16 protein-coding genes and 1 tRNA gene are annotated in these 19,117 nt (G+C 49.9%); 10 read left to right on the top strand and 7 right to left on the bottom strand.

Features of this window, described 5'->3' with window-relative positions:
• The 3 genes from QVE43_RS06720 (at position 1) to rpmB (ending at position 1,183) form a co-directional block, all read left to right on the top strand.
• Positions 1-642: an OmpH family outer membrane protein gene (locus tag QVE43_RS06720; RefSeq protein ID WP_288005416.1), complete on the top strand. Its 642-nt coding sequence runs from the start codon at positions 1-3 to the stop codon at positions 640-642.
• A gap of 41 nt (positions 643-683) precedes the next feature.
• A tRNA-Leu gene (locus tag QVE43_RS06725) sits at positions 684-767 on the top strand.
• 155 nt (positions 768-922) lie between these two features.
• Positions 923-1,183, top strand: a complete 261-nt coding sequence (gene rpmB, locus QVE43_RS06730; protein ID WP_038028655.1) for a 50S ribosomal protein L28 — start codon at positions 923-925, stop codon at positions 1,181-1,183.
• Between the two features lie 373 nt (positions 1,184-1,556).
• Here the strand turns inward: rpmB and QVE43_RS06735 are convergent, their stop codons facing one another.
• The 4 genes from QVE43_RS06735 to QVE43_RS06750 form a co-directional block, all read right to left on the bottom strand.
• Positions 1,557-2,855 (bottom strand): alpha/beta fold hydrolase, encoded by a 1,299-nt coding sequence (locus tag QVE43_RS06735; RefSeq protein ID WP_288005419.1) that lies wholly within the window; start codon positions 2,853-2,855, stop codon positions 1,557-1,559.
• Positions 2,856-2,944: 89 nt separating this feature from the next.
• A complete protein-coding gene (locus QVE43_RS06740; RefSeq protein WP_288005422.1) occupies positions 2,945-4,417 on the bottom strand; it encodes a TolC family protein in 1,473 nt (490 codons plus the stop codon).
• Complete coding sequence (locus QVE43_RS06745; RefSeq protein ID WP_288005424.1) at positions 4,377-5,744, bottom strand: HlyD family secretion protein; 1,368 nt, start codon at positions 5,742-5,744, stop codon at positions 4,377-4,379. The genes QVE43_RS06740 and QVE43_RS06745 overlap by 41 nt, the downstream gene beginning before the upstream one ends.
• A 4-nt stretch (positions 5,745-5,748) precedes the next feature.
• A complete protein-coding gene (locus tag QVE43_RS06750; protein WP_288005426.1) occupies positions 5,749-7,944 on the bottom strand; it encodes a peptidase domain-containing ABC transporter in 2,196 nt (731 codons plus the stop codon).
• A gap of 79 nt (positions 7,945-8,023) precedes the next feature.
• On the opposite strand from QVE43_RS06750, the gene mnmD reads away from it, so the two are divergent.
• Complete coding sequence (gene mnmD, locus QVE43_RS06755; protein ID WP_288005429.1) at positions 8,024-8,707, top strand: tRNA (5-methylaminomethyl-2-thiouridine)(34)-methyltransferase MnmD; 684 nt, start codon at positions 8,024-8,026, stop codon at positions 8,705-8,707.
• Between the two features lie 2 nt (positions 8,708-8,709).
• Here the strand turns inward: mnmD and QVE43_RS06760 are convergent, their stop codons facing one another.
• Positions 8,710-9,903 carry a M20 family metallopeptidase gene (locus tag QVE43_RS06760; protein WP_374758340.1) on the bottom strand — a complete coding sequence of 398 codons (1,194 nt, stop codon included), beginning with the start codon at positions 9,901-9,903 and terminating at the stop codon, positions 8,710-8,712.
• Positions 9,904-9,954: 51 nt separating this feature from the next.
• On the opposite strand from QVE43_RS06760, the gene QVE43_RS06765 reads away from it, so the two are divergent.
• The 3 genes from QVE43_RS06765 (at position 9,955) to QVE43_RS06775 (ending at position 12,993) form a co-directional block, all read left to right on the top strand.
• Positions 9,955-10,464, top strand: a complete 510-nt coding sequence (locus tag QVE43_RS06765; RefSeq protein WP_288005431.1) for a shikimate kinase — start codon at positions 9,955-9,957, stop codon at positions 10,462-10,464.
• Between the two features lie 23 nt (positions 10,465-10,487).
• The gene (locus QVE43_RS06770; protein WP_288005433.1) at positions 10,488-11,210 is read left to right on the top strand and encodes an SAM-dependent methyltransferase; all 723 of its coding nucleotides are present in this window, start codon (positions 10,488-10,490) and stop codon (positions 11,208-11,210) included.
• An 88-nt stretch (positions 11,211-11,298) separates the two neighbouring features.
• Positions 11,299-12,993: a PorP/SprF family type IX secretion system membrane protein gene (locus QVE43_RS06775; RefSeq protein ID WP_288005435.1), complete on the top strand. Its 1,695-nt coding sequence runs from the start codon at positions 11,299-11,301 to the stop codon at positions 12,991-12,993.
• Here QVE43_RS06775 and QVE43_RS06780 read toward each other — a convergent pair.
• On the bottom strand, positions 12,985-13,767 hold the full coding sequence (locus tag QVE43_RS06780) for an RMD1 family protein (protein WP_288005437.1): 783 nt from the start codon (positions 13,765-13,767) through the stop codon (positions 12,985-12,987). The two genes, QVE43_RS06775 and QVE43_RS06780, sit on opposite strands and share 9 nt — an antisense overlap.
• A 154-nt stretch (positions 13,768-13,921) precedes the next feature.
• On the opposite strand from QVE43_RS06780, the gene QVE43_RS06785 reads away from it, so the two are divergent.
• Positions 13,922-16,189: a sodium-translocating pyrophosphatase gene (locus tag QVE43_RS06785; RefSeq protein ID WP_288005439.1), complete on the top strand. Its 2,268-nt coding sequence runs from the start codon at positions 13,922-13,924 to the stop codon at positions 16,187-16,189.
• Positions 16,190-16,271: 82 nt separating this feature from the next.
• Here QVE43_RS06785 and QVE43_RS06790 read toward each other — a convergent pair whose 3' ends face one another.
• Positions 16,272-17,126: a DUF58 domain-containing protein gene (locus tag QVE43_RS06790; protein ID WP_288005442.1), complete on the bottom strand. Its 855-nt coding sequence runs from the start codon at positions 17,124-17,126 to the stop codon at positions 16,272-16,274.
• A gap of 192 nt (positions 17,127-17,318) precedes the next feature.
• On the opposite strand from QVE43_RS06790, the gene QVE43_RS06795 reads away from it, so the two are divergent.
• A complete protein-coding gene (locus tag QVE43_RS06795; RefSeq protein WP_288005444.1) occupies positions 17,319-18,608 on the top strand; it encodes a sigma-54-dependent Fis family transcriptional regulator in 1,290 nt (429 codons plus the stop codon).
• Complete coding sequence (locus tag QVE43_RS06800; protein ID WP_038028624.1) at positions 18,589-19,104, top strand: LptE family protein; 516 nt, start codon at positions 18,589-18,591, stop codon at positions 19,102-19,104. Before QVE43_RS06795 ends, QVE43_RS06800 begins: the two co-directional genes overlap by 20 nt.
• Positions 19,105-19,117 lie beyond the last annotated feature (13 nt).

Consider the following 19,117-nt stretch of genomic DNA (forward strand, 5'->3'; position numbering starts at 1 on the left):
ATGAAAAAACATTTACTACCTCTGGCTATTTCCCTATTTTTATTTGGGGCATGCCAAAACAACGAACAAAAGACCGACGAGCAAGGCAATCAGACCGCAACCGAAACAAACACTCAAGAAAAAGACGAAGCGGCAGGCATTGTTTACATCAACTCTGACAGCCTGCTTGCCAAATATGATTTTTACAAAGACGCCCAAAAAGAGTTGGAAAAGAAGCGTCAATCGTTTGAGCAAGACCTGAACCGTCGTGTCAGCAGCCTGGAGCGCGACATTGCCAACTTCCAGCAGAAAGCCAACAGCATGACTCTGCAGCAAGCCAAAGCCACCGAGCAGTCGCTCATTGAGCGCCAACAGAACTTGGCACAGTATAAGCAAACGCTCGAAAATCAATACTTGGAAGAAGAGTTCAAGATGGCTGAAAAGCTGAACAAGAATTTGGAAGACTTCATGCAGCGCTATGCCAAGGAAAAAGGCTATAAGCTCATTCTCGGCTATAAACCGGGCGTAACCGTATGGTATGGCGATCCTGCTTTGGACATCACCGACGAAGTGGTGAAAAGACTCAACGAAGAGTATAAAAACCAAAGCAAACAAACAGATAAGCCCGCCGAAGAAAAAAAATCTGAAAAAAAAGCTGAATAATTTTTAAAAGCTTTTTATATTTGCGTCTGCAAAGACGCTGCGCCGAAGTGGCGGAATTGGTAGACGCGCACGTTTCAGGGGCGTGTGGTGGCAACACCGTGCGGGTTCGAGTCCCGCCTTCGGCACACTGAAAGGCTCCATAACGGAGCCTTTTTTCATAAAGAAAGCGGCAGCAACTGCCTGAATTTCCGTGGCATATTTGCGTAGCATCGGAAAAGGTCTTATATTTGCCGTCCTAAATGAGTATATGTGTCACCGTTTTAATAAAAGATAGTTTATCATGGCAAAGGTTTGTCAATTAACCGGGAAGCGTCCGCGTGTGGGAAACCACGTATCGCACGCTAACAATAAAACAAAGCGCCGTTTCTATCCCAACTTGCAAAAGAAGCGCTTTTACCTGCCTTCGGAAGACCGTTGGATTGAAATGAAGGTTTCTACCCACGCCCTGCGCATCATCAACCGCATTGGCATAGAAGAAGCCTTGCGCAAAGCCAAAAAGAAAGGCACTCTTAACTTGAAAAAAGGCGTGATTGCGCTCTAAGAGCAGGTCTCTGTTTTCATAACTAAGCAAAGCGGTTGTCAGGATACAACCGCTTTTGTTGTTTTACATCGTGTCTCACCGGTTCTTCTGAGAGCAGGCGGCATAAAGTTGCTCGCCTGTCCCCTTCCCTGAAGTTGAAAACAAAACCTGCCGTGCCGGGCAAAAAGCAACGTGGCTTGTCCCTTCAAACGAAGTGCAAATGCAGTAAGAAGCCCCACTGAAGGTTTTTGTCATGTCGAACGAAGTGAGACTTCTCGTCAAACCAAGGCAAGAGATTTCCCGCTTGCGCTCGAAATGGCAGCAGGGAAGCTCGAATTAACGAGGCAAGAAGCCCGAAACGGCAAAACAATACCAGTGCCTGCCTACACTAAAATCATGGTGCTTGACAGACGGCTTGTATCCACTGATTCACAATATGCCCAATAACAGGATTATAGGGCGCCACCACCTCGCGGTATGAAGTAGTCCAGCGCATGCCGTGGTCGGCTTGGGGCACACGCACATACACTGCCCGTTCGGGCTGCCGTTTATTCACGATATGGGCTATCATTTGGTGGTCTTCTTCAAGCGAAGCCACATCGAACTCGCCCCACAAGCTAAGCACAAAGCCATCGTAACGGCTCCACTCTGCCGGTACATTGACCTCCTGCAGCTGAAACCAATATTGGTCGCTGCGTATGTCGAACAGCCTTAAATAACGCTCATAAGCGGGATTGGCATTGGCCACTTCGCTCTTAGGGCGATGCAGCACGAAGTACTCCACATTGCAACGGTTGATACCATTCAGGTAATCGTCGATTTCGGCTTCAGGCTTGCCTTTCATCATAAACAGACGGCGGCGCGATTCCAGCAGGTAGTCTGTCCAGCGACGCCCTACCGTTCCATACACAATGATGCCTTTGACCGGTTCATGGTTGGCTATTTGTACTGCCAGAATGCCACCCACACTATGCCCCAGCAAAAAAACCTGTGTGCTGTCCACGAAGTCGTATTGCTTGACTGCCCGCAGGGCTTGCAAAAAAGCCTGGCGTTCGGTTTCAAAATCTACTTCTATGCAGTCGGGGCCTTCGCTGTCGCCAATACCAAATTTTTCTACACGTATGGTGGCCACGCCTTGGCGTGTCAGTTCATAAAGCAGTTGTGTATAGGGGCGCTGCGTGTCGAAAGGGGTATCGATACTTTGGCAGGCAATGCCTTGTATGAAAAGTACGGCCGGCACCGCTTGGCTATTTGGGGGGCGCGTAACGATGCAACGCAAGCGTCCTTGCGGGGTTTTTATTTCGCGATAGTCTATGGCAAAATCGGGGGCTTGCTCGGTGGGATATTTCCCCAGCCGCAGGCGGTAGCTTAACAACTGCCCGCCACGCCGGATGCTTAATGTAACCTTGTCGCCCACTTTGTAATTACGCCTTACCAATTCAAGTAGCTGGGTATAGCTTTTCAAAGGGGTGTCATCGAGATGCAACAGACGGTCGCCGGGCAAAATACCGGCTTTTTCGGCAGCACTTCCGGCATGTACTCTTGCTACTTCAAGCACCTCTTCCTCGGTATTCCAGCGTAAATCCAAACCTATAAAGGGACGACGCGGCAAGGATTGCGCACTAAGCTGACAGAAAACGCCTATCCCCACAATAAACAGCAGCGCTCCCAAGACCTTCTTTCTTAATTGCATAGTTTTTATTTGAATTCTTTGGCTAAAAAGATAACGCATAAGCACATGTGCTTAGTATGCAGCCATACAAGCCCGGGCGCTACGTAAGCTTAGGGCAAGCTCCACAGGGGCAATCCACTCAGCCAAAGCACTTCTACCTTGAGCTTTTCGTAGGCTGCTTGTGTCTTCGCCAGCTTGATTTCTGCATCAAGCAGCTTCTCCTCACGTTTGTTTACCAAAAAAACGTAACTCTCACCGGCTATAAACTTGGCATATTCACCATCACGCAAAGCGCGGTAGTTCTGCACCATGCTTAAAAGATTGCGCAAGTTTTGCTCCGTAAGCAAGAGTGTACGGTAAGCGGCCTCCAGATCATTATACAGCGTGCGCAATAAGTAGAGCTGTTCTTGCTCGTTTTGCAACTGTTTCACTTTTACCTGCTGGCGCTTGCCACCGGCCTCACGCATGAAGAGCGGAAAAGCCAATTCAATGCCAAATTTGTAGTTGTTTTGCAAATAAGTGCCGTTCCACTCGCCGCTCTTTACCGGTTGTGCCGAAAGAAAATTATAGTTTAAGTTGAGCTTGGGTTTCATCTTTTCGGCATACAGGCGGCGCTCAAACTCTAAGCTTTGGTATTTCAAGCGTAACTTTTGCAATTCGGGATGTTGTGCTTCCAACTGCTGTTTGAGCGTTTCGAGTGGATAGCGTTCTTGAAAAGGCTGCTCGGTAGCCTGCTTGGGTTCGTCGGGTGCCACTTCCGGATTTAGCTCTACGGGCGTGCCGTCTTCGGTCCACAGGTGCGCCGACAACGCCAAGCGTGCTTGTGTAAGCTCGGCCTCGGCTTCCAACAACATAATCTGGCGGTCCTGACGGTTGATGCCGGCCTCCAGGGAATCTATAGGCGCCTCTTCGCCCATCTTCACTTTTTCGAGGGTAAACTCATAACGGGCATTTACCAAGTCATAGGCACGCTGAAGCGCCTCCTTTTTGCGGTAGGCAAAGTACCAGTTCCAGTAGTCTTTCACGACTTGATAATACAGCTTGTTGATGGTCTTCAGCCGCTCGGCAGCGGCCATTTCTTGCATCAGCTGTGCTTGGCGCAGGGCATTGCGCCGTTCATCGATAAACAAACCATAGCCCAAAGGCACCTTTATGCCGGCATACCATAGCCCTTCTTCGGGCACTGTGCGATCCGGGTTGATATACAAACCTTGGTTACGCTCATAGCCGGCTTTCAGCTCGCCAATCCATAAAGGCACCGACACATACGTATTGATATACTGATAGTATTGTTTGGTTTTAAAATTTTTCTCGTCCCATGTACCTTTCAGTTGGGGATCGAAGTTGCCACGTGCCTGGCGCAAGGCAAAGCGCCCCTGCTCCAAGTAGAGGTCGGCCTGTTTCATCACAGGGTGGTAGGCAGCCACCCACTGCAACACCTCCTGCAAGCTCAGGCGTTTGGTGGTGTCTTCTTGCGCATAGGCAGTAACTGCCAAAAACTTTAATATCCAAAAGAGAAATTGTTGTTTTCGAATCACCGGCTTATTTCTTTTTTGCACCTTTGTCTTTATCACCTTTTTCATCGGGCGCTTCTTTTAAGCTGGGCGGGAAACCGTTCAGCTGTCGCCAGATTTCATACCACACGGGCACATCATCGAGCAGGATGAATGCCCGCACAGCCGAGCCGATGCGCAGTTGCTCGGGCCATTCGGGGTCGTTGGTAGCATCGGGCAAAGCCAAGATACGATAAGTACCATCAGGCTGGCTTACATAGTCGATGACCTTCACCCTGCCGGCAAAGGTACCTACACTCACACTGGGCCATCCCGAAAATTGGAAAGCAGGCCATCCGGCAAATTCGATACGCACCTCACGCCCGGGGGTAATCAAAGGCACGTCCATGGCTTTCACATACAACTCCACTGCTTTTTGCGGGCGTGCCGGTTGGATTTGCACCACGGGCTCGCCCTCCTTTACGATTTCGCCAATCCCTTGGCTCATTGCCTTGACCACATAGCCGGACTGCGGAGCTAAGATGTAGTAATTTTCATTCCGTATGACCGTGCTGGCATATTTGTTTCTGTAGGCAGCCAATTCCAGCTGCGCATTGGCAAGGTAGGATTCGTAACTGCGCAGCTCTGCTTCGGCTTTCAATATTTTTTCCCGGTACTCTGCCCGGATAGAGCTAAGCTCAATCAAAGCGTTCAGATATTCTTGTTGCGAGCCTAAGTAGTCGTTTTCGGCTTTTATCAACTTTGCCTGCGATTCTTGATATTTTAATTGGCGTTTTTGGTAATCGGTCAATGAAATAAGTCCTTTTTGATAGAGCGTATCATAGCGGCGCAATTGGTTTTCTGCCAACTGAAAATCAATAAGTTGTGCCTGGTAGTTCGAGCTGTCGCTGCTTACCTTCAGGCGATACTGCTTCACTTTGTTTTCCGCCTTCTGAAGGCTCAAGTTTGCCGCCTGCCGCAATACGGGCAAGCGCTGCTTCAAAGCTTCGATATTGGCTTTGGTGGCTTCAATGGCCGCTTCTTTGGCTACCACTTGTTCGCGCAAGCGCTCCAAGAGGTCGGGGTCGAAATACTCCGGCTTGATTTCCCCGATGCGCAGCAAAGTATCGCCCCGGTTCACGAACTGCCCCTCCTGCACATACCATTGTTGAATACGCCCCCCAATCACTGCCGGCACTTCTTGTGGGCGGTCTTTCGGGAAAAAGGCAGTTACCTTTCCGCCGGCGGGTATGTTCTGCGTCCATGGTAAGAAAAGGGTTAAGAGACCAAAAGCAAACAGCCCCACCAATACTTTGGCAAAATTGCGCGCCGAGCGCGGGGTCTGCAACAGGCGGAAGGCATACACCCGCCGTTCAATATATTCATTTTCAATGCTTTCTTTCGATATCTTCAACATAACATCATACGTTTTCGGTCATAAATGCACGGAAGTGACGCTCATTCATTAACTCTTCGTAGGTTCCTTCGGCTACAACCTGTCCTTTTTCCAATACTATCACCCGTTTTGCCAAAGACAAGAAGACAGGGTCATTCGACAACATAAACAGAGTCCATGGGTGCCTTTCCTGGGTAAGCCACTGCAAGATGCGCTTCTTCTCAGAGTTTTGCATTTCTTGGAAGTGGTCTATAATAATCAGCAGTTTAGGCTTCGACACGATGCAGCGTGCCAAAATGAGCTTATGACGCTCGCTGATAGAGAGCGGGCGCCCATCTGCCAAAAGCTCGGTATGAATGCCTTTAGGCAGGCGGCCTATGACGTCGGCCAGTCCCATAACTTCTATGGCTTCATACACGTCTTTCATCTTTACATTGGGCTTGCCCATGACAATATTTTCCAGGATGGTGCCTGCAAAGACTTCATCTTCGGAAAAGTTGTTTTCCACTACTGCGCGCCACATGTCCACATCAATATCCTTGAGTGAAAAGCCATTGACGGAAATATAGCCTTCGTATTCCACAAAGCCGGTAAGCACCCGCATGAGTGTATGCTTGCCCGCACCTTCGGGGCCTGCAATGCATATGGTTTCTCCCGGCAAGGCAGTGAGGGTAATTCCTTTTAAAATACGCTTATTGGAATTGTAGGAAGCACGCACGTCTTCCATGTGTATTTCCAAGCCTTCGGGATAACGATGAAAATCGACCAGCACACCGTGGCGCTTTTCCAGGGGCAAATCGGTTACCTGCGCTATTTTTTCCACTGCCGTCAGCGCATCGTAAACGGTGGGCAGGCCCAACACCAGCTTTTCAATGGCATTGACCACCAAAATAATCATCACTTCGGAAGCAACCAGCTGCCCTAAGCTGATTTGCCGCTCCACCACGAGGGTGCTGCCCAGTATCAACAAGCCCCCAACAATGATGATTTTGAACACCAACACAAACAAGTATTGATTCACCAGCACTTTGAAGTGCTCTTTGCGATAATACAAATAGTAGTTTACCAGCTCGTCCATCTTAGAGAGGGGCAGCCGGCTGCTTGTAGATAAACGAAAAGAGCGCACGGTGCGGGCTATCTCTTCCAGCCAATGGGCAATTTTGTATTTATAGGTTGACTCCTTGATGGAAGTGTACAAGCCACGGTCGAAGGTATAGTAAAGCAAGATGCCAATAAACAAGAAGGTAAAGAATATCAATCCCAAGAAAAAGGGGTGGTAAAGCGAAAGCAACAACAGCCCGAAAACCACTTGCAAGGCGGCTGCCGACAAGTCAACCAGCAGTTTGGGAAGCTCTTTTTGCAGAATGACCACATCGAAAAAGCGGTTCATGAGCTCCGGCGGATAGTATTTTTTCAAAACCGAAGGCAAAATTTTGGGGATGCGATAGGCAAACTCAAACGCTGCCTTGGCAAAAACCCGCTGCTGAAGAATTTCCACCAGCCAAAGCTGCATCAGCTGCAAGCCACCCGATGCCCCCAAGCCCACAATCACCAAGGCTATGACAACAATCACCGAAGTCAGTATTTTTCCACTGGAAATCAGCCGGAAAGTAGCTTGCACACCCAACGGCAGCGAAAGGGCTATTAGACCGGAAATGATAGCATACACATAAATGTAAAGTAGAATATGCCGCTCACTTTTAAGCAAAAGAAGCAGGCGCTGAAAGGGAGTCAAAGGCTTTTTTTCCTCATACTCCTTAAGAGCATAGGGCATGGGGAAAGCCGTCAAAGCTATGATTTTGTCATTGAGCGACACATCTACCGGGTCTTCGAAGCGTATATAAATGTTCAGGTCTGTCACCTCACGCTCTTTCCATGCTCCGCTTGTTTCGTCGAAATACTCTTCTACAACAGTCTTTGACCCTTTCTTTTTTAAGATGACGGGCACAATCTCACCATTGGGCAAGTAGCGGAACAAAATAATGGGGGAATCTGTCTCGTAAAAGTAAGCCAAGAGCTCATCATTACTGTATCCATGCACGACAATGGCAAGGTGCAGGTCCTCGCCTCGATCGATGATGGCACGAATCCACCCATCGGGGCTCAGGTCCCCTTCGGTACGCTCGTTTTGAATGCGTTCCAGCTCTGACTCGGGAAATTCAGCCATTTTTTCGCGCAGGTGAAAAGCCACCCGGCGCACAAGCCTTTCAGATAAAAGCATAGTTTGCTATTTTCGACGTATCTTTGATTTTATACAAAAGTAGTTATTTTAAAAATTTCTAAATAAGTGTTTTCCCAAAATGCAAGAAGCCCCCATCAACGCTCCTCTGCTTGAAACACAAGACGGTTCGTTCACACTGCGCCATCCTTTGCTGGGCGCTACCTACCACTCCACACACGGCGCACTGCAAGAGTCCATGCATGTGTTCATCGAACAAGGGCTTTTGTTTGTTGCAGAACGCCAAAGCAAGATAAAAATTTTAGAGATGGGCTTTGGCTCCGGCTTGAATGCCCTGTTGAGCCGCATCATCTTAGAAGAGCGGCTTCCCTCACACTGCCTCGCTTATGAAGGCATAGAAGCCTACCCACTGGCTCTTGAAACCATACGCGCCTATCCGCTGCCTCCGGCCCTTAGGGCTTGGCATCCCGCTTTCATCGAACTGCATGGAAAACCATGGGCACACGCTTTCCCTTGGGGGGCGCGCATGCAGGTAATGAAACACCACATCACATGGCAGGCGTTTCAAAGTGAGCATACTTTCGACCTTATTTACTACGATGCCTTTGCACCTTCGGCGCAGGCAGAGCTATGGGACACGGCAAGCGTGCAGAAGCTGCATGCCTTGACTCACCCGGGCAGCGTAGTAGTCACTTACTGTGCTCAAGGTGCATTTAAACGCCTCTTAAAAAGCCATGGCTTTGCCGTGGAAGCACTGCCCGGACCACCCGGCAAACGGGAAATGACCCGGGCAATACGGTTATAGAATCATTGCCGGAGTTCGGTAAGTGCCAGCCATGCCATCAGGCCGGCCCCTATGGGCAGCGCTGCTTCGTCTATATCGAAAGTGGGCGTGTGCACCGATGACACAATGCCACGCGCTTCATTGCGTGTACCCAAGCGGTAAAAACAAGCATCGGCTACTTGGCTGTAGTAGGCAAAGTCCTCGGCTGCCAGCCATAAGTCCAAATCTACCACGTTTTCTTCACCCAAATACTCAATGGCGGCTTGCTTGGCTCTGCGCGTCAATTCGGGCGCATTGTAAAGGAAAGGGTAGCCTTTGCGTATTTCCACCTCACAGCGGGCGCCCATGCTTTCGGCTATGCCGGTGGCCATTTGTCTAATGATGTCGTGGGCTTGAGCACGCCACTGTTCATCGAAAGTGCGGAAAGTGCCTTCGAGGTACACCTCATTGGGAATGACGTTGGTAGCTCCATTGGCTACCACTTTTCCAAAAGTGAGCACCGTAGGCATTTTGGGGCTGCTGCGGCGGCTGACGACTTGCTGCAAGGCCACGATGATTTGTGCGGCAATGGCTACGGGGTCAATGCACAGCTCGGGCATGGCACCGTGCCCGCCCTTCCCTATGACGCGCAAATACAACTCATCGGTGCTTGCCATGTACATGCCTTCTCGAAAGCCAACCTTGCCTACCGGAATCAAGGGCATGACGTGCTGGCCTATCACCGCCGAAGGGCGCGGGTTTTCCAAAGCCCCCTCTTTTATCATCAAAGAAGCCCCTCCGGGAATGCGCTCTTCGCCGGGCTGAAAAAGAAGCTTGACAGTGCCCTCCCAGTGGTCTCTGCATTCATACAGCAAACGGGCGGCGCCCAGCAGGCAAGTGGTATGCACATCATGCCCGCAGGCATGCATAACCCCCGGGTTCTGCGAGCGGTAAGGTACATCATTGGCTTCTTCAATGGGCAGGGCATCCATATCGGCACGCAGGGCTACGGTCTTTTTCTCCGGATTTTTGCCTTCTATCTTCGCCACAATGCCCGTGCCGGCAATGCCTGCCTCAAAGGGAATGCCTATATCGCTAAGATGGCCGGCTACATAACGTGCCGTTTCGTGTTCTTGAAAAGAGAGTTCAGGATGTTGATGCAAATGCCGGCGAATGGCTACCAGCTCACCGGTTAGTGCTTCGGCTCTTTGCTTGATTTGGTCTTTCAGTGATTGCACAGCTTTTTGTTTATTTTTGGGAAAAATAAAAAGCTTAGAGCAGAGAATCAAATGGTCGTTTACTTGATAGGAATGCCCGGTGCAGGCAAAACCACTTGTGGCATGGCATGGGCACGCTCCATGGGGTACAAGTTCTATGATATGGACGTGTTCATTGAAGCACTGCACGGGCAGAGCATCCCGGCGCTGTTTGAAGCATCGGGCGAAGCGCAATTCAGGGAAATAGAGCGCCGGGTGCTTCATCAGATTAGTCAAGGAGCGAACCGTATCATAGCTACCGGCGGCGGTACGCCCTGTTTTTTCGACAACATGGCATTCATGAAAGAAACCGGCTTGGTGGTATTCCTGGATTGCCCGCTTGAAAGCATCATACAGCGTCTGTGGCATGGGCGGGCGCAACGTCCGCTTTTAAAGGAGTGCGATACGGAAGAGCATCTCCGGCGCTTTGTACTCGAGCTTTATGAAAAGCGCCGCCCTTTTTACGAACAGGCACACCTTCGTTTGCATCAGTATGATCCCAACACCTTCCCGGCAGCACTGCGCTCTGCCGTTCGTCAATAAGTCAAAACTAAACCGGCAACCATATGGGCACCAATACATCCGGCACACTTTTTTTGATTCCATCGGCACTGGCAAGCGGCAGCGAGCAGGCAGTCACCACGCCGCAGGTCATTGAAGTGCTGCGCCACGTGCGTTATTTTTTTGTGGAAAATGTGCGTTCTGCCCGCCGTTTTATCAGTGCTTTGAAAATAGGCGTTGACATAGGCGCTCTGGAGTTTTACGAGTGGCATAAAAAAAGCGACTTTCATAGCTTGGATGCCCCGCTAAAAAAGCTGCTGGCAGGCACCGATTTCGGCGTGATATCAGAAGCCGGCTTGCCGGCAGTAGCCGACCCCGGTGCTCAAATTGTGGCATGGGCCCATCGCCATGGGGTAGTCGTGCGTCCGTTGACAGGCGCTTCTTCCATTTTTTTAACACTTATGGGCTCGGGACTGAATGGACAGGCTTTTTGCTTTCATGGTTATCTGCCCATAGACAAGGGCGCACGTGCCCGGAAGCTGAAAGAAATAGAGCAGGCTGCCCGGCAAGGCGCTGCTCAAATATTTATGGAAACGCCTTACCGGAACAATGCTTTGCTGGAAGCCGTGGTCAAGCAAGTACAGCCCGACTTGCACCTGTGTATTGGGGTAAGTTTAACTTCCCCGGATGAGTGGATATTTACGCAGCCTGTCAAAAGCTGGAAGCAAAACCTGCCCGACTTACACAAGAAGCCGGCTATTTTTATATTGGGACAACCTTCAAGATAAACATTTGCAACATTTTCTTCGTAAGAAGCCTAAGGCTTTCACAATTTTTGCTATCATTGTAAGATAGGGTAGGTAAAAATGCATTTTTATGCCGGCAACTATACGCTTTTTGAGTTTGTATTTGATTTGCATGCTGGGGAGCTTTCATGCCCTGAAAGCTCAAAATGTGTTTTTCACACAGTATCAACAATCCCCTTTGTTGACCAACCCGGCTTTACCTGCCACCTCTGACGTCATGTCGGCAAGTCTGCTCTATAGGCGCGAATCGGTGGGTGGTGGCACTACCTTTGCCACGCCTCTCTTAAGTCTCACCTACCCTCTGTATAAGCGTTTCGAAGACACCTTGGGCTACCGCTGGGCAGGCATAGGTGCCACCGTACTGAGCGACCAAGCCGGTGCCAATGGATTGCTGCGTACTTCCGGGCTGAAAATAGGTTTTTCCTACCTATGGAAGCTCTCCGACAGCAGCCATCATTACATAAGCATTGGGGGGCAAGCCGGCTTCTTTCAAAGAGCACTGAACCTGAACAGCCTCACCACAGGCAGCCAATGGAGCGGTGGCGGTTTTGACCCTACCCTGCCCAATGGCGAAAACATAGAAAATGCAGCCGTGTTTTTTCCTACCGGTGATGTGGGACTTCAATGGCGTTGGGACGACAGCATACGCCGCCCCATAGCTTCTGCCGGTGTGGCACTTATGCAAATCAATCAACCCAATACTTCTTTTATTGGCGGTGACGACAAGCTGCCCATGACCTTGGTTGCCAATGCTTCGTTCAAAGCCATTGAAAAATACTCGGTGTCTTTGCATCCGAATGCCCGTTACATTATGGCTTTCAACGGTCCTTCACAGCTCAATGCAGGTGTAGGCGTATTTTATCATTTCAACAAAGAATGGGACCCCGACTCCTTGCTTTACCGTGAAGCCACGCTGGGCGTCAATGTATGGTACAACCCCGATGGCGTAGTGACTGCCGGTATTCAGCTCGAGCACCAGCGTTATGCTTTTAGCTTCAGCTATGACTTCAATATGCCTTCGGCCGAAGCCCTCAGTGTGCCGCAAAATGCTTTGGAGGTGCAAATAGGCATCCGGCGTGATTTCGGATACAAGAAGCGCCCCATCAAGCGCATAGTGCCTCAACCCGATACCCTCTTGGTAGAACAAAACCTGCCCGACAGCTTAAAAGATTTGGCGCCGCGCTTCTTGCGCCTGGATGCGGAACTGGTTTATGCCAAGCGTGAAGATGTGGAGCTGGCAGAAGCCGAATATAATTTATTGTTGCGCAGTATCTTATTTCACTTTGGCGAAACAGAGCTAAGCCCCGGCAGCCGCTTGTTCTTGGATCGCTTAACCACTATCCTGAGTGCCAACCCTGACTTAAAGCTGGAAATTGCCGGCTATACCTGTAATACCGGCGACCGCCGCACCAATGTGAAAGTATCGGAAGCACGCGCGTTGGCTGTATGGAGCTACTTCGTGCAGGCGGGCATATCCCCCGACCGCCTCTTGCTACGGGGCTGGGGCGACCTCAACCCTGTAGCCGACAATGCTACGGAATCGGGACGCATACGTAACCGGCGCGTGCAGCTGCGCCTTGTAAAAGAAATGCCGGGTCCGGAAGCCTTCCGTGCCGAAGGCGAAGAGGCAGAACTTCCCGAGGAGCAGCCGGATATCGAAGCCGTACCTATCGATGACGTGCCCATAGAAGATGTGCCCATAGATGACATTCCCATAGAAGATCTTCCCGAGGAGGATCAGCCCGAAGAGCCGGATTCAGAGTAGTTTTTCCAACAAGAGGTTAACGACCTCTACCAAAATCAAAATGATGATGATCCATTCCAGACGACTGCTTTCGCGATGGTGGATAAGGTCAGTAAAGAGCGTAAGGTTTTCTTCTATGATGCGCAGCTTATAGTCCATGTCGCGAAAGCGGTTGTAAATATCAAAAGACTCTTTGAGACGGTTGTTCAAACGACTCAAATCGGGGTCTTCCCACGTAATCAAAGGTTCATCGAGAATGTAGAGATTATCCACAATGCTGTTTTTTACATTGCGGCAACGCCCGATGAAGCGCAGCAGGTTGCGCTTCGATATTTTTAAACGCCCGTTTTCTTCCAACTCATCCACATAGGCTTTGTTGGCTTTCAGCAGCTGCAGTGCCAGCTCTTCATAGAAATCGAGTGCTACAGACTGCGCCAAATTCAGGGTGATGATGCGAATGTAATCGAGCGATAAGCCTGGAATCATCACCACATCGTCTTGGACGCGCGGCTTAGCCAAACGATCGTTTATTTCTACTTCTATGAAGTCGGAAAGAGGCTGTTCGAGTGCTGCTTCTGCGTGCTTTTTTATGAAAGCAATATGGTCGCTCATTTCTACCTCATCGAAACCATAAAAGGCAACCACACCGTAGTCGAAGACGTGCAGAAATTTTTTATCCTGCAGAATATACAACAATTCGGCATTGGTGGCTACTTCGGGCGCGGCAGCAAAGCCTTGCCGCAATTGTTTGATGTGTATTTGCTCGGCTACCTGAAATGCAAATGCTTTTGCCATACATTTGTTTTTTTAAGCTTGAAAGTCTTTTTCTTTATAACCTTCGCCAAAGGTTATTGGAAAAATACAAGGATTCGTTTAGTCAAAATTACTATATTTGCAGGCATTTGCATGAAGTAAGTAACCTAAAAAACAACATAAAAACGAAAGCGTTATGAGTATTGACTTACTAATTTACTTAGTCCCTGCCTTAGGCGCAGTGGCTTTGTTCTTCACCTGGCTAAAAGCCGTTGAAGTAAAGAAAGCCGACCCCGGCGACGAGCGTATGCAAGGCATCGCCAAGAAAATTGCAGAAGGTGCCATGGCCTTTTTGAAAGCCGAGTACCGCATTTTGATTCTGTTTGTTTTGCTGGTGGCCGTCATATTGGGCTTGAGTGGTGCCAAAGAGGCAAGCTCTTCAAGCTTAATTGCCCTCTCATTCATTACGGGTGCCATCTGCTCTGCCCTGGCCGGTTTCATAGGCATGCGTGTGGCTACTCAAGCCAACGTGCGCACTACCAATGCCGCCCGTAACAGCTTGAGCCGTGCGCTGAAAGTAGCCTTCACCGGTGGTACCGTTATGGGCTTGGGCGTGGTAGGCTTGGGCTTGTTCGGTTTGGGCGTTCTGTTTGTGGTATATAGCAAAATGTGGGGTGTGAACGACCCTGCTTCTGTTCAAAAAGTCATCAACGTATTGACAGGCTTTTCGTTTGGTGCTTCTTCTATTGCACTCTTTGCCCGTGTAGGTGGCGGTATCTATACCAAAGCTGCCGACGTAGGTGCCGACTTGGTAGGTAAAGTAGAAGCCGGCATTCCGGAAGACCACCCGCTGAACCCTGCCACCATTGCCGACAACGTGGGTGACAACGTGGGCGACGTAGCCGGCATGGGTGCCGACCTCTTCGAGTCTTACATTGGCTCCATTATCGGCACCATGGTGCTGGGTGTAGCATTCATGCAACACGGCTTGGCTGACGACTTCGGTGGCCTGTCTGCTGTGTTGTTGCCTTTGGTGCTTGCCGGCTTTGGCATCATCGCTTCTATCATTGGCTCTTATCTGGTACGTGTAAAAGAAGACGGCAACCCCCAAAAAGCTTTAAATACCGGTGAGTTCATTTCTGCTATTATCATGCTGGCAGCTTCTTATTTCATCATTGATTTCTTGCTGCCTGCCGAGTGGACTTTCGAAAACAAAACATACACTTCTCTGGGGGTATTCTGGGCAACCATTATTGGTTTGGTAGCCGGCTTGCTTATCGGTTTGATTACTGAATTTTACACCGGTACCGATACGCCGCCGGTACGTCGCATTGTGAAGCAATCGGCTTCGGGTGTAGCCACCAACATCATTGCCGGCCTGGGTGTGGGCATGCAGTCTACTGCCCTGCCCTTGATTATCATCTCGGCTGCTGTCATTGGCGCTTATCAGCTTGCCGGGCTGTATGGCATCGCCATTGCTGCCGTGGGTATGCTTGCCAACACCGGCATTCAGCTGGCTGTGGATGCTTATGGTCCTATTTCGGACAACGCCGGTGGTATTGCCGAAATGAGCGAGCTGCCCAAAGAAGTGCGCGAGCGCACCGACAAGCTGGATGCCGTAGGAAACACCACGGCTGCCATCGGTAAAGGTTTTGCTATTGGTTCGGCTGCCTTGACTGCCCTGGCTCTGTTCAGTGCCTTCAAAGTAACGGCAGGCATCAGCGCCATCGACGTATCGTCGCCCGTAGTAATGGCCGGTTTGTTTATTGGTGGCATGCTGCCTTTCCTCTTCTCATCTATGGCTATGGATGCCGTAGGACGTGCCGCCCAGTCGATGATTCAGGAAGTGCGCCGTCAGTTCAATGAAATTCCTGCGCTGAAAGCCGCCTTGAACGTCATGCGCAAAAACGAAGGCAAAGACATGAAGCAGTGGTCCGATGCAGACCGCAAGACTTTTGAAGCTGCCGACGGCAAAGCTGAATACGGACGCTGCGTGGAAATTTCTACCAAAGCTGCTTTGCGTGAAATGGTACTGCCCGGTATCATTGCAGTAGTCTCCCCCGTACTGGTCGGTTTCTTTGGTGGTGCCGAAATGCTGGGCGGCTTGTTGGCAGGCGTTACCGTGTCGGGCGTATTGATGGCCATCTTCCAATCGAATGCCGGCGGTGCCTGGGACAACGCCAAGAAAATGTTTGAAAAAGGTGTGGAAATTGAAGTAAACGGCAAAAAAGAAATCTTCTACAAAGGTTCTGATCCTCACAAAGCGGCTGTAGTAGGCGACACCGTAGGCGACCCCTTCAAAGATACTTCCGGACCTTCGTTGAATATCTTGCTGAAACTTATGTCAGTGGTGGCTCTGGTAATTGCTCCTTATATTGCCATGGACAACGCCAAAGCTACACAACAAGCTGAAAAGCAAGCAAAGAAAGCCAAAGTAGAGCAGGTGAGCCAAAAGATAAAATAAGGGCTTATCATGTTGCTTATGCACATAATTATTAAAGGCAGTGTGTTGATGCACTGCCTTTTTTCTTTTTGATTAGATGAATTCACCCCAACGCCTGCCACAGAACACGATGTATAGGCTCCTGTAAACGAAGGCGGTGGTAGTGTACGCCTGTCTGCAAACAGCTTTGGCGGGCTTCTTCGAGAAAAGCCTCCATCTTGGCCAAATACAGCTTCCGGTAGCTGTCGATATGCACCTTTTTTATCCGTTTGCTTTCCAGGTCCTTGAACACCAATGTCCCTTTCCACGAAGCATTGATTTCCTGCTCACCCAAAATATGCCAACAATGCACTTCATGCCCCAAAGCACGCAGCCGCTTCCACAAAGCTACCCATGAGGCAGGCGTATCGTATAAATCAGTAAAGAACATCCACAAGTGCTGTCCCTTGGTTGCCGGGATTTTGGGTTCCGCCAAGTCGGGCAGCTTTTCACCTGCGCGCATCCGGCTTAATTGATGCAACAAAGCATGCAGATGGTATAAGACAACGCCCCCTTTGAGCTGCGCCTCCATGCTGCCCCATACTCTCAGCCCTTCGCCCTGCTGCAAAGCAAGATAGCCGAGCGCTGCCGCCAGCAATTGCGCATAAGCCCACTTGGAGCGTCCGGCTTCTTCATACAACATGGAAGCAGACACATCCAAGACGCAATGCACTACAGTATTTGATAAAAAAGGCGACTGCCTGACCCACAGCTTCCGGCTGCGCAAAAAAGCCCGCCAATCTATTTTGGTTACATCATCGCCCGGCTGATAAGCCTTGAACTGCTCGAATTCCATGCCCTCATGCAAGCGGCCGGACAGGTGCTCACCGGCAAACAAGCCTTCTACACGATGGCGCAAGAGCAAGCGTAAACGGTTCGCCGGCAGATGTATTCCCTTCCATTCGTCGATGAAGCTCATTGGTTTTTGTTTGTTCAACTATATAACATGCGTTTTTAGTATGTTTTCATATACGAAAGAAGCCCGGCAGAAGACTATAGAGCTTCAACTATACCCCATGATAGCGGCATGCAATGAAGCTACGCAAAAAGACAATTTGTCTTATCTTTGCATAAAGCTGACATTTTTTCACCAACAGTATAAGACGGTCGAATGCTGAGAAGAAACAAAGATTTTGATATACAGTCCATCAAACAGCGGTTTGGTATCATTGGCAACTCACCACTACTCAACCAAGCCATTGAACGCGCTGTATTGGTAGCTCCCACTGACCTCAGTGTGCTGATTCTGGGCGAGAGCGGTGTGGGCAAAGAGTCTTTTGCCAAAATCATTCATGAGCTAAGCCCGCGGCGCCACAACACCTTTTTAGCCATCAACTGCGGAGCTATTCCGGAAGGCACCATCGATTCGGAGTTGTTTGGGCATGAAAAAGGGGCTTTCACCGGTGCAACCGAAGCGCGCAAAGGCTTTTTTGAAGTAGCCGATAAAGGCACCCTCTTCCTCGACGAAATAGGCGAAATGCCACTGGGCACCCAAGCCCGTTTATTGCGCGTATTGGAATACGGCGAGTTTATCCGCGTCGGTTCGTCCAAGGTGCAAAAAACAGATGTGCGTATCATTGCTGCTACCAACGTAAACCTTGAGCAGGCAGTAAGGGAAGGCAAATTCCGCGAAGACCTCTACTACCGTCTGAGCACCATGACTATCTATGTGCCGCCTTTGCGCGAGCGTGGCAATGATATCTTTCTCCTCTTTCAGAAATTTGCCATTGACTTTGCCGAGCGCTACCGCGTGCCCCCCATAGAGCTCACCGAAGACGCCATGGAGCTGCTGCGTGCCTACCGCTTTCCGGGCAACATACGGCAACTGCGCAACCTCGTCTATCAAATATCGCTGACAACGCCTCAACGCAAAATCAATGCTGAAATACTCAGCCGTTTTTTGCCGAAGGAAGAGCGTAGCATGGTGCCGATGCCGCTTCATACATCACAAAACAACGGTGCGCAGGACCTAAACGAGCGGGAAATTCTTTACAAGGTGCTCTTTGACATGCGGCGCGACATTACCGAGTTGAAAAAGCTGGTTTTTCAGCTCATAGAACTGTCGGGCAGCCAAGCAGGTGAGCGTATCATCGAAGAACACAAAGAGCTGTTTCAGGATATTGACACCCAAGAGTTGCGGCGTGAAATGCGCCTGATCGGCACACGCTCAAGCTCAAAAGAAGCAGAAAGCACACCGCCGACCATCGAACTGCCCGACAGTGACTCGGTCATTGAAATAGAAGCAGAAGAGAGCCTTTCGCTCGAAGACAAAGAAAAAGAAATGATAATCAAGGCGCTGAAAAAGCATAACCACCGGCGCCGGGCTGCTGCCGAAGAGTTAGGCATTTCGGAACGCACGCTTTATCGAAAAATAAAAAAGTATGGTTTGGAGAATCTGTAAAATCAATCCGGCACTCATATTGAGTCTTTTGTTGTTGCCCGGTCTTTATGGCTGTGGACATTATAGCTTTTCCGGCGTAAGCACCAACGCACAAAGCATCACCGTTGCTACCTTTTTTAATAACGCGGGCGCCGGTCCGGCCGATTTGGCACAAAACCTCACCATTCAATTGCGCGATTATTATCAGCGCAACAGCCGCCTGGCAGTAGTCAACGATGGAGGCGATTTGTATGTAGAAGGTGAAATCACCGGCTATTCAATAGCCCCCATTGCCCCCACCGGCAACGATCAGGCAGCCCAAACACGTCTTTCCATCTCGGTGCGTATCCGCTTTGTGAACACCTTGAACGAAGAAGAAAACTTTGAAGAAACCATCACCCAATATGCCGACTTCGACCAAGGGCTCAGCCTTTCCGATGTAGAAAGCAGCAAAGTGCAAGAGATTTTGGACAAAATCATTTTTGACATTTTTCAACGCACGGTTGCCAACTGGTAAGTCAAACATTTCC

The sequence above is a fragment of the Thermonema sp. genome, assembly GCF_026003375.1.
In the GTDB taxonomy this organism is placed as follows: Bacteria; Bacteroidota; Bacteroidia; order Cytophagales; family Thermonemataceae; genus Thermonema; species Thermonema rossianum.

Excerpts from the sequence above, each read along its gene's own strand:
- QVE43_RS06720 (WP_288005416.1), top strand. The coding sequence starts at position 1 with ATGAAAAAACATTTACTACCTCTGGCTATTTCCCTATTTTTATTTGGG.
- rpmB (WP_038028655.1), top strand. The coding sequence starts at position 923 with ATGGCAAAGGTTTGTCAATTAACCGGGAAGCGTCCGCGTGTGGGAAAC.
- QVE43_RS06735 (WP_288005419.1), bottom strand. The coding sequence starts at position 2,855 with ATGCAATTAAGAAAGAAGGTCTTGGGAGCGCTGCTGTTTATTGTGGGG.
- QVE43_RS06740 (WP_288005422.1), bottom strand. The coding sequence starts at position 4,417 with ATGAAAAAGGTGATAAAGACAAAGGTGCAAAAAAGAAATAAGCCGGTG.
- QVE43_RS06745 (WP_288005424.1), bottom strand. The coding sequence starts at position 5,744 with ATGTTGAAGATATCGAAAGAAAGCATTGAAAATGAATATATTGAACGG.
- QVE43_RS06750 (WP_288005426.1), bottom strand. The coding sequence starts at position 7,944 with ATGCTTTTATCTGAAAGGCTTGTGCGCCGGGTGGCTTTTCACCTGCGC.
- mnmD (WP_288005429.1), top strand. The coding sequence starts at position 8,024 with ATGCAAGAAGCCCCCATCAACGCTCCTCTGCTTGAAACACAAGACGGT.
- QVE43_RS06765 (WP_288005431.1), top strand. The coding sequence starts at position 9,955 with ATGGTCGTTTACTTGATAGGAATGCCCGGTGCAGGCAAAACCACTTGT.
- QVE43_RS06770 (WP_288005433.1), top strand. The coding sequence starts at position 10,488 with ATGGGCACCAATACATCCGGCACACTTTTTTTGATTCCATCGGCACTG.
- QVE43_RS06775 (WP_288005435.1), top strand. The coding sequence starts at position 11,299 with ATGCCGGCAACTATACGCTTTTTGAGTTTGTATTTGATTTGCATGCTG.
- QVE43_RS06780 (WP_288005437.1), bottom strand. The coding sequence starts at position 13,767 with ATGGCAAAAGCATTTGCATTTCAGGTAGCCGAGCAAATACACATCAAA.
- QVE43_RS06785 (WP_288005439.1), top strand. The coding sequence starts at position 13,922 with ATGAGTATTGACTTACTAATTTACTTAGTCCCTGCCTTAGGCGCAGTG.
- QVE43_RS06790 (WP_288005442.1), bottom strand. The coding sequence starts at position 17,126 with ATGAGCTTCATCGACGAATGGAAGGGAATACATCTGCCGGCGAACCGT.
- QVE43_RS06795 (WP_288005444.1), top strand. The coding sequence starts at position 17,319 with ATGCTGAGAAGAAACAAAGATTTTGATATACAGTCCATCAAACAGCGG.
- QVE43_RS06800 (WP_038028624.1), top strand. The coding sequence starts at position 18,589 with ATGGTTTGGAGAATCTGTAAAATCAATCCGGCACTCATATTGAGTCTT.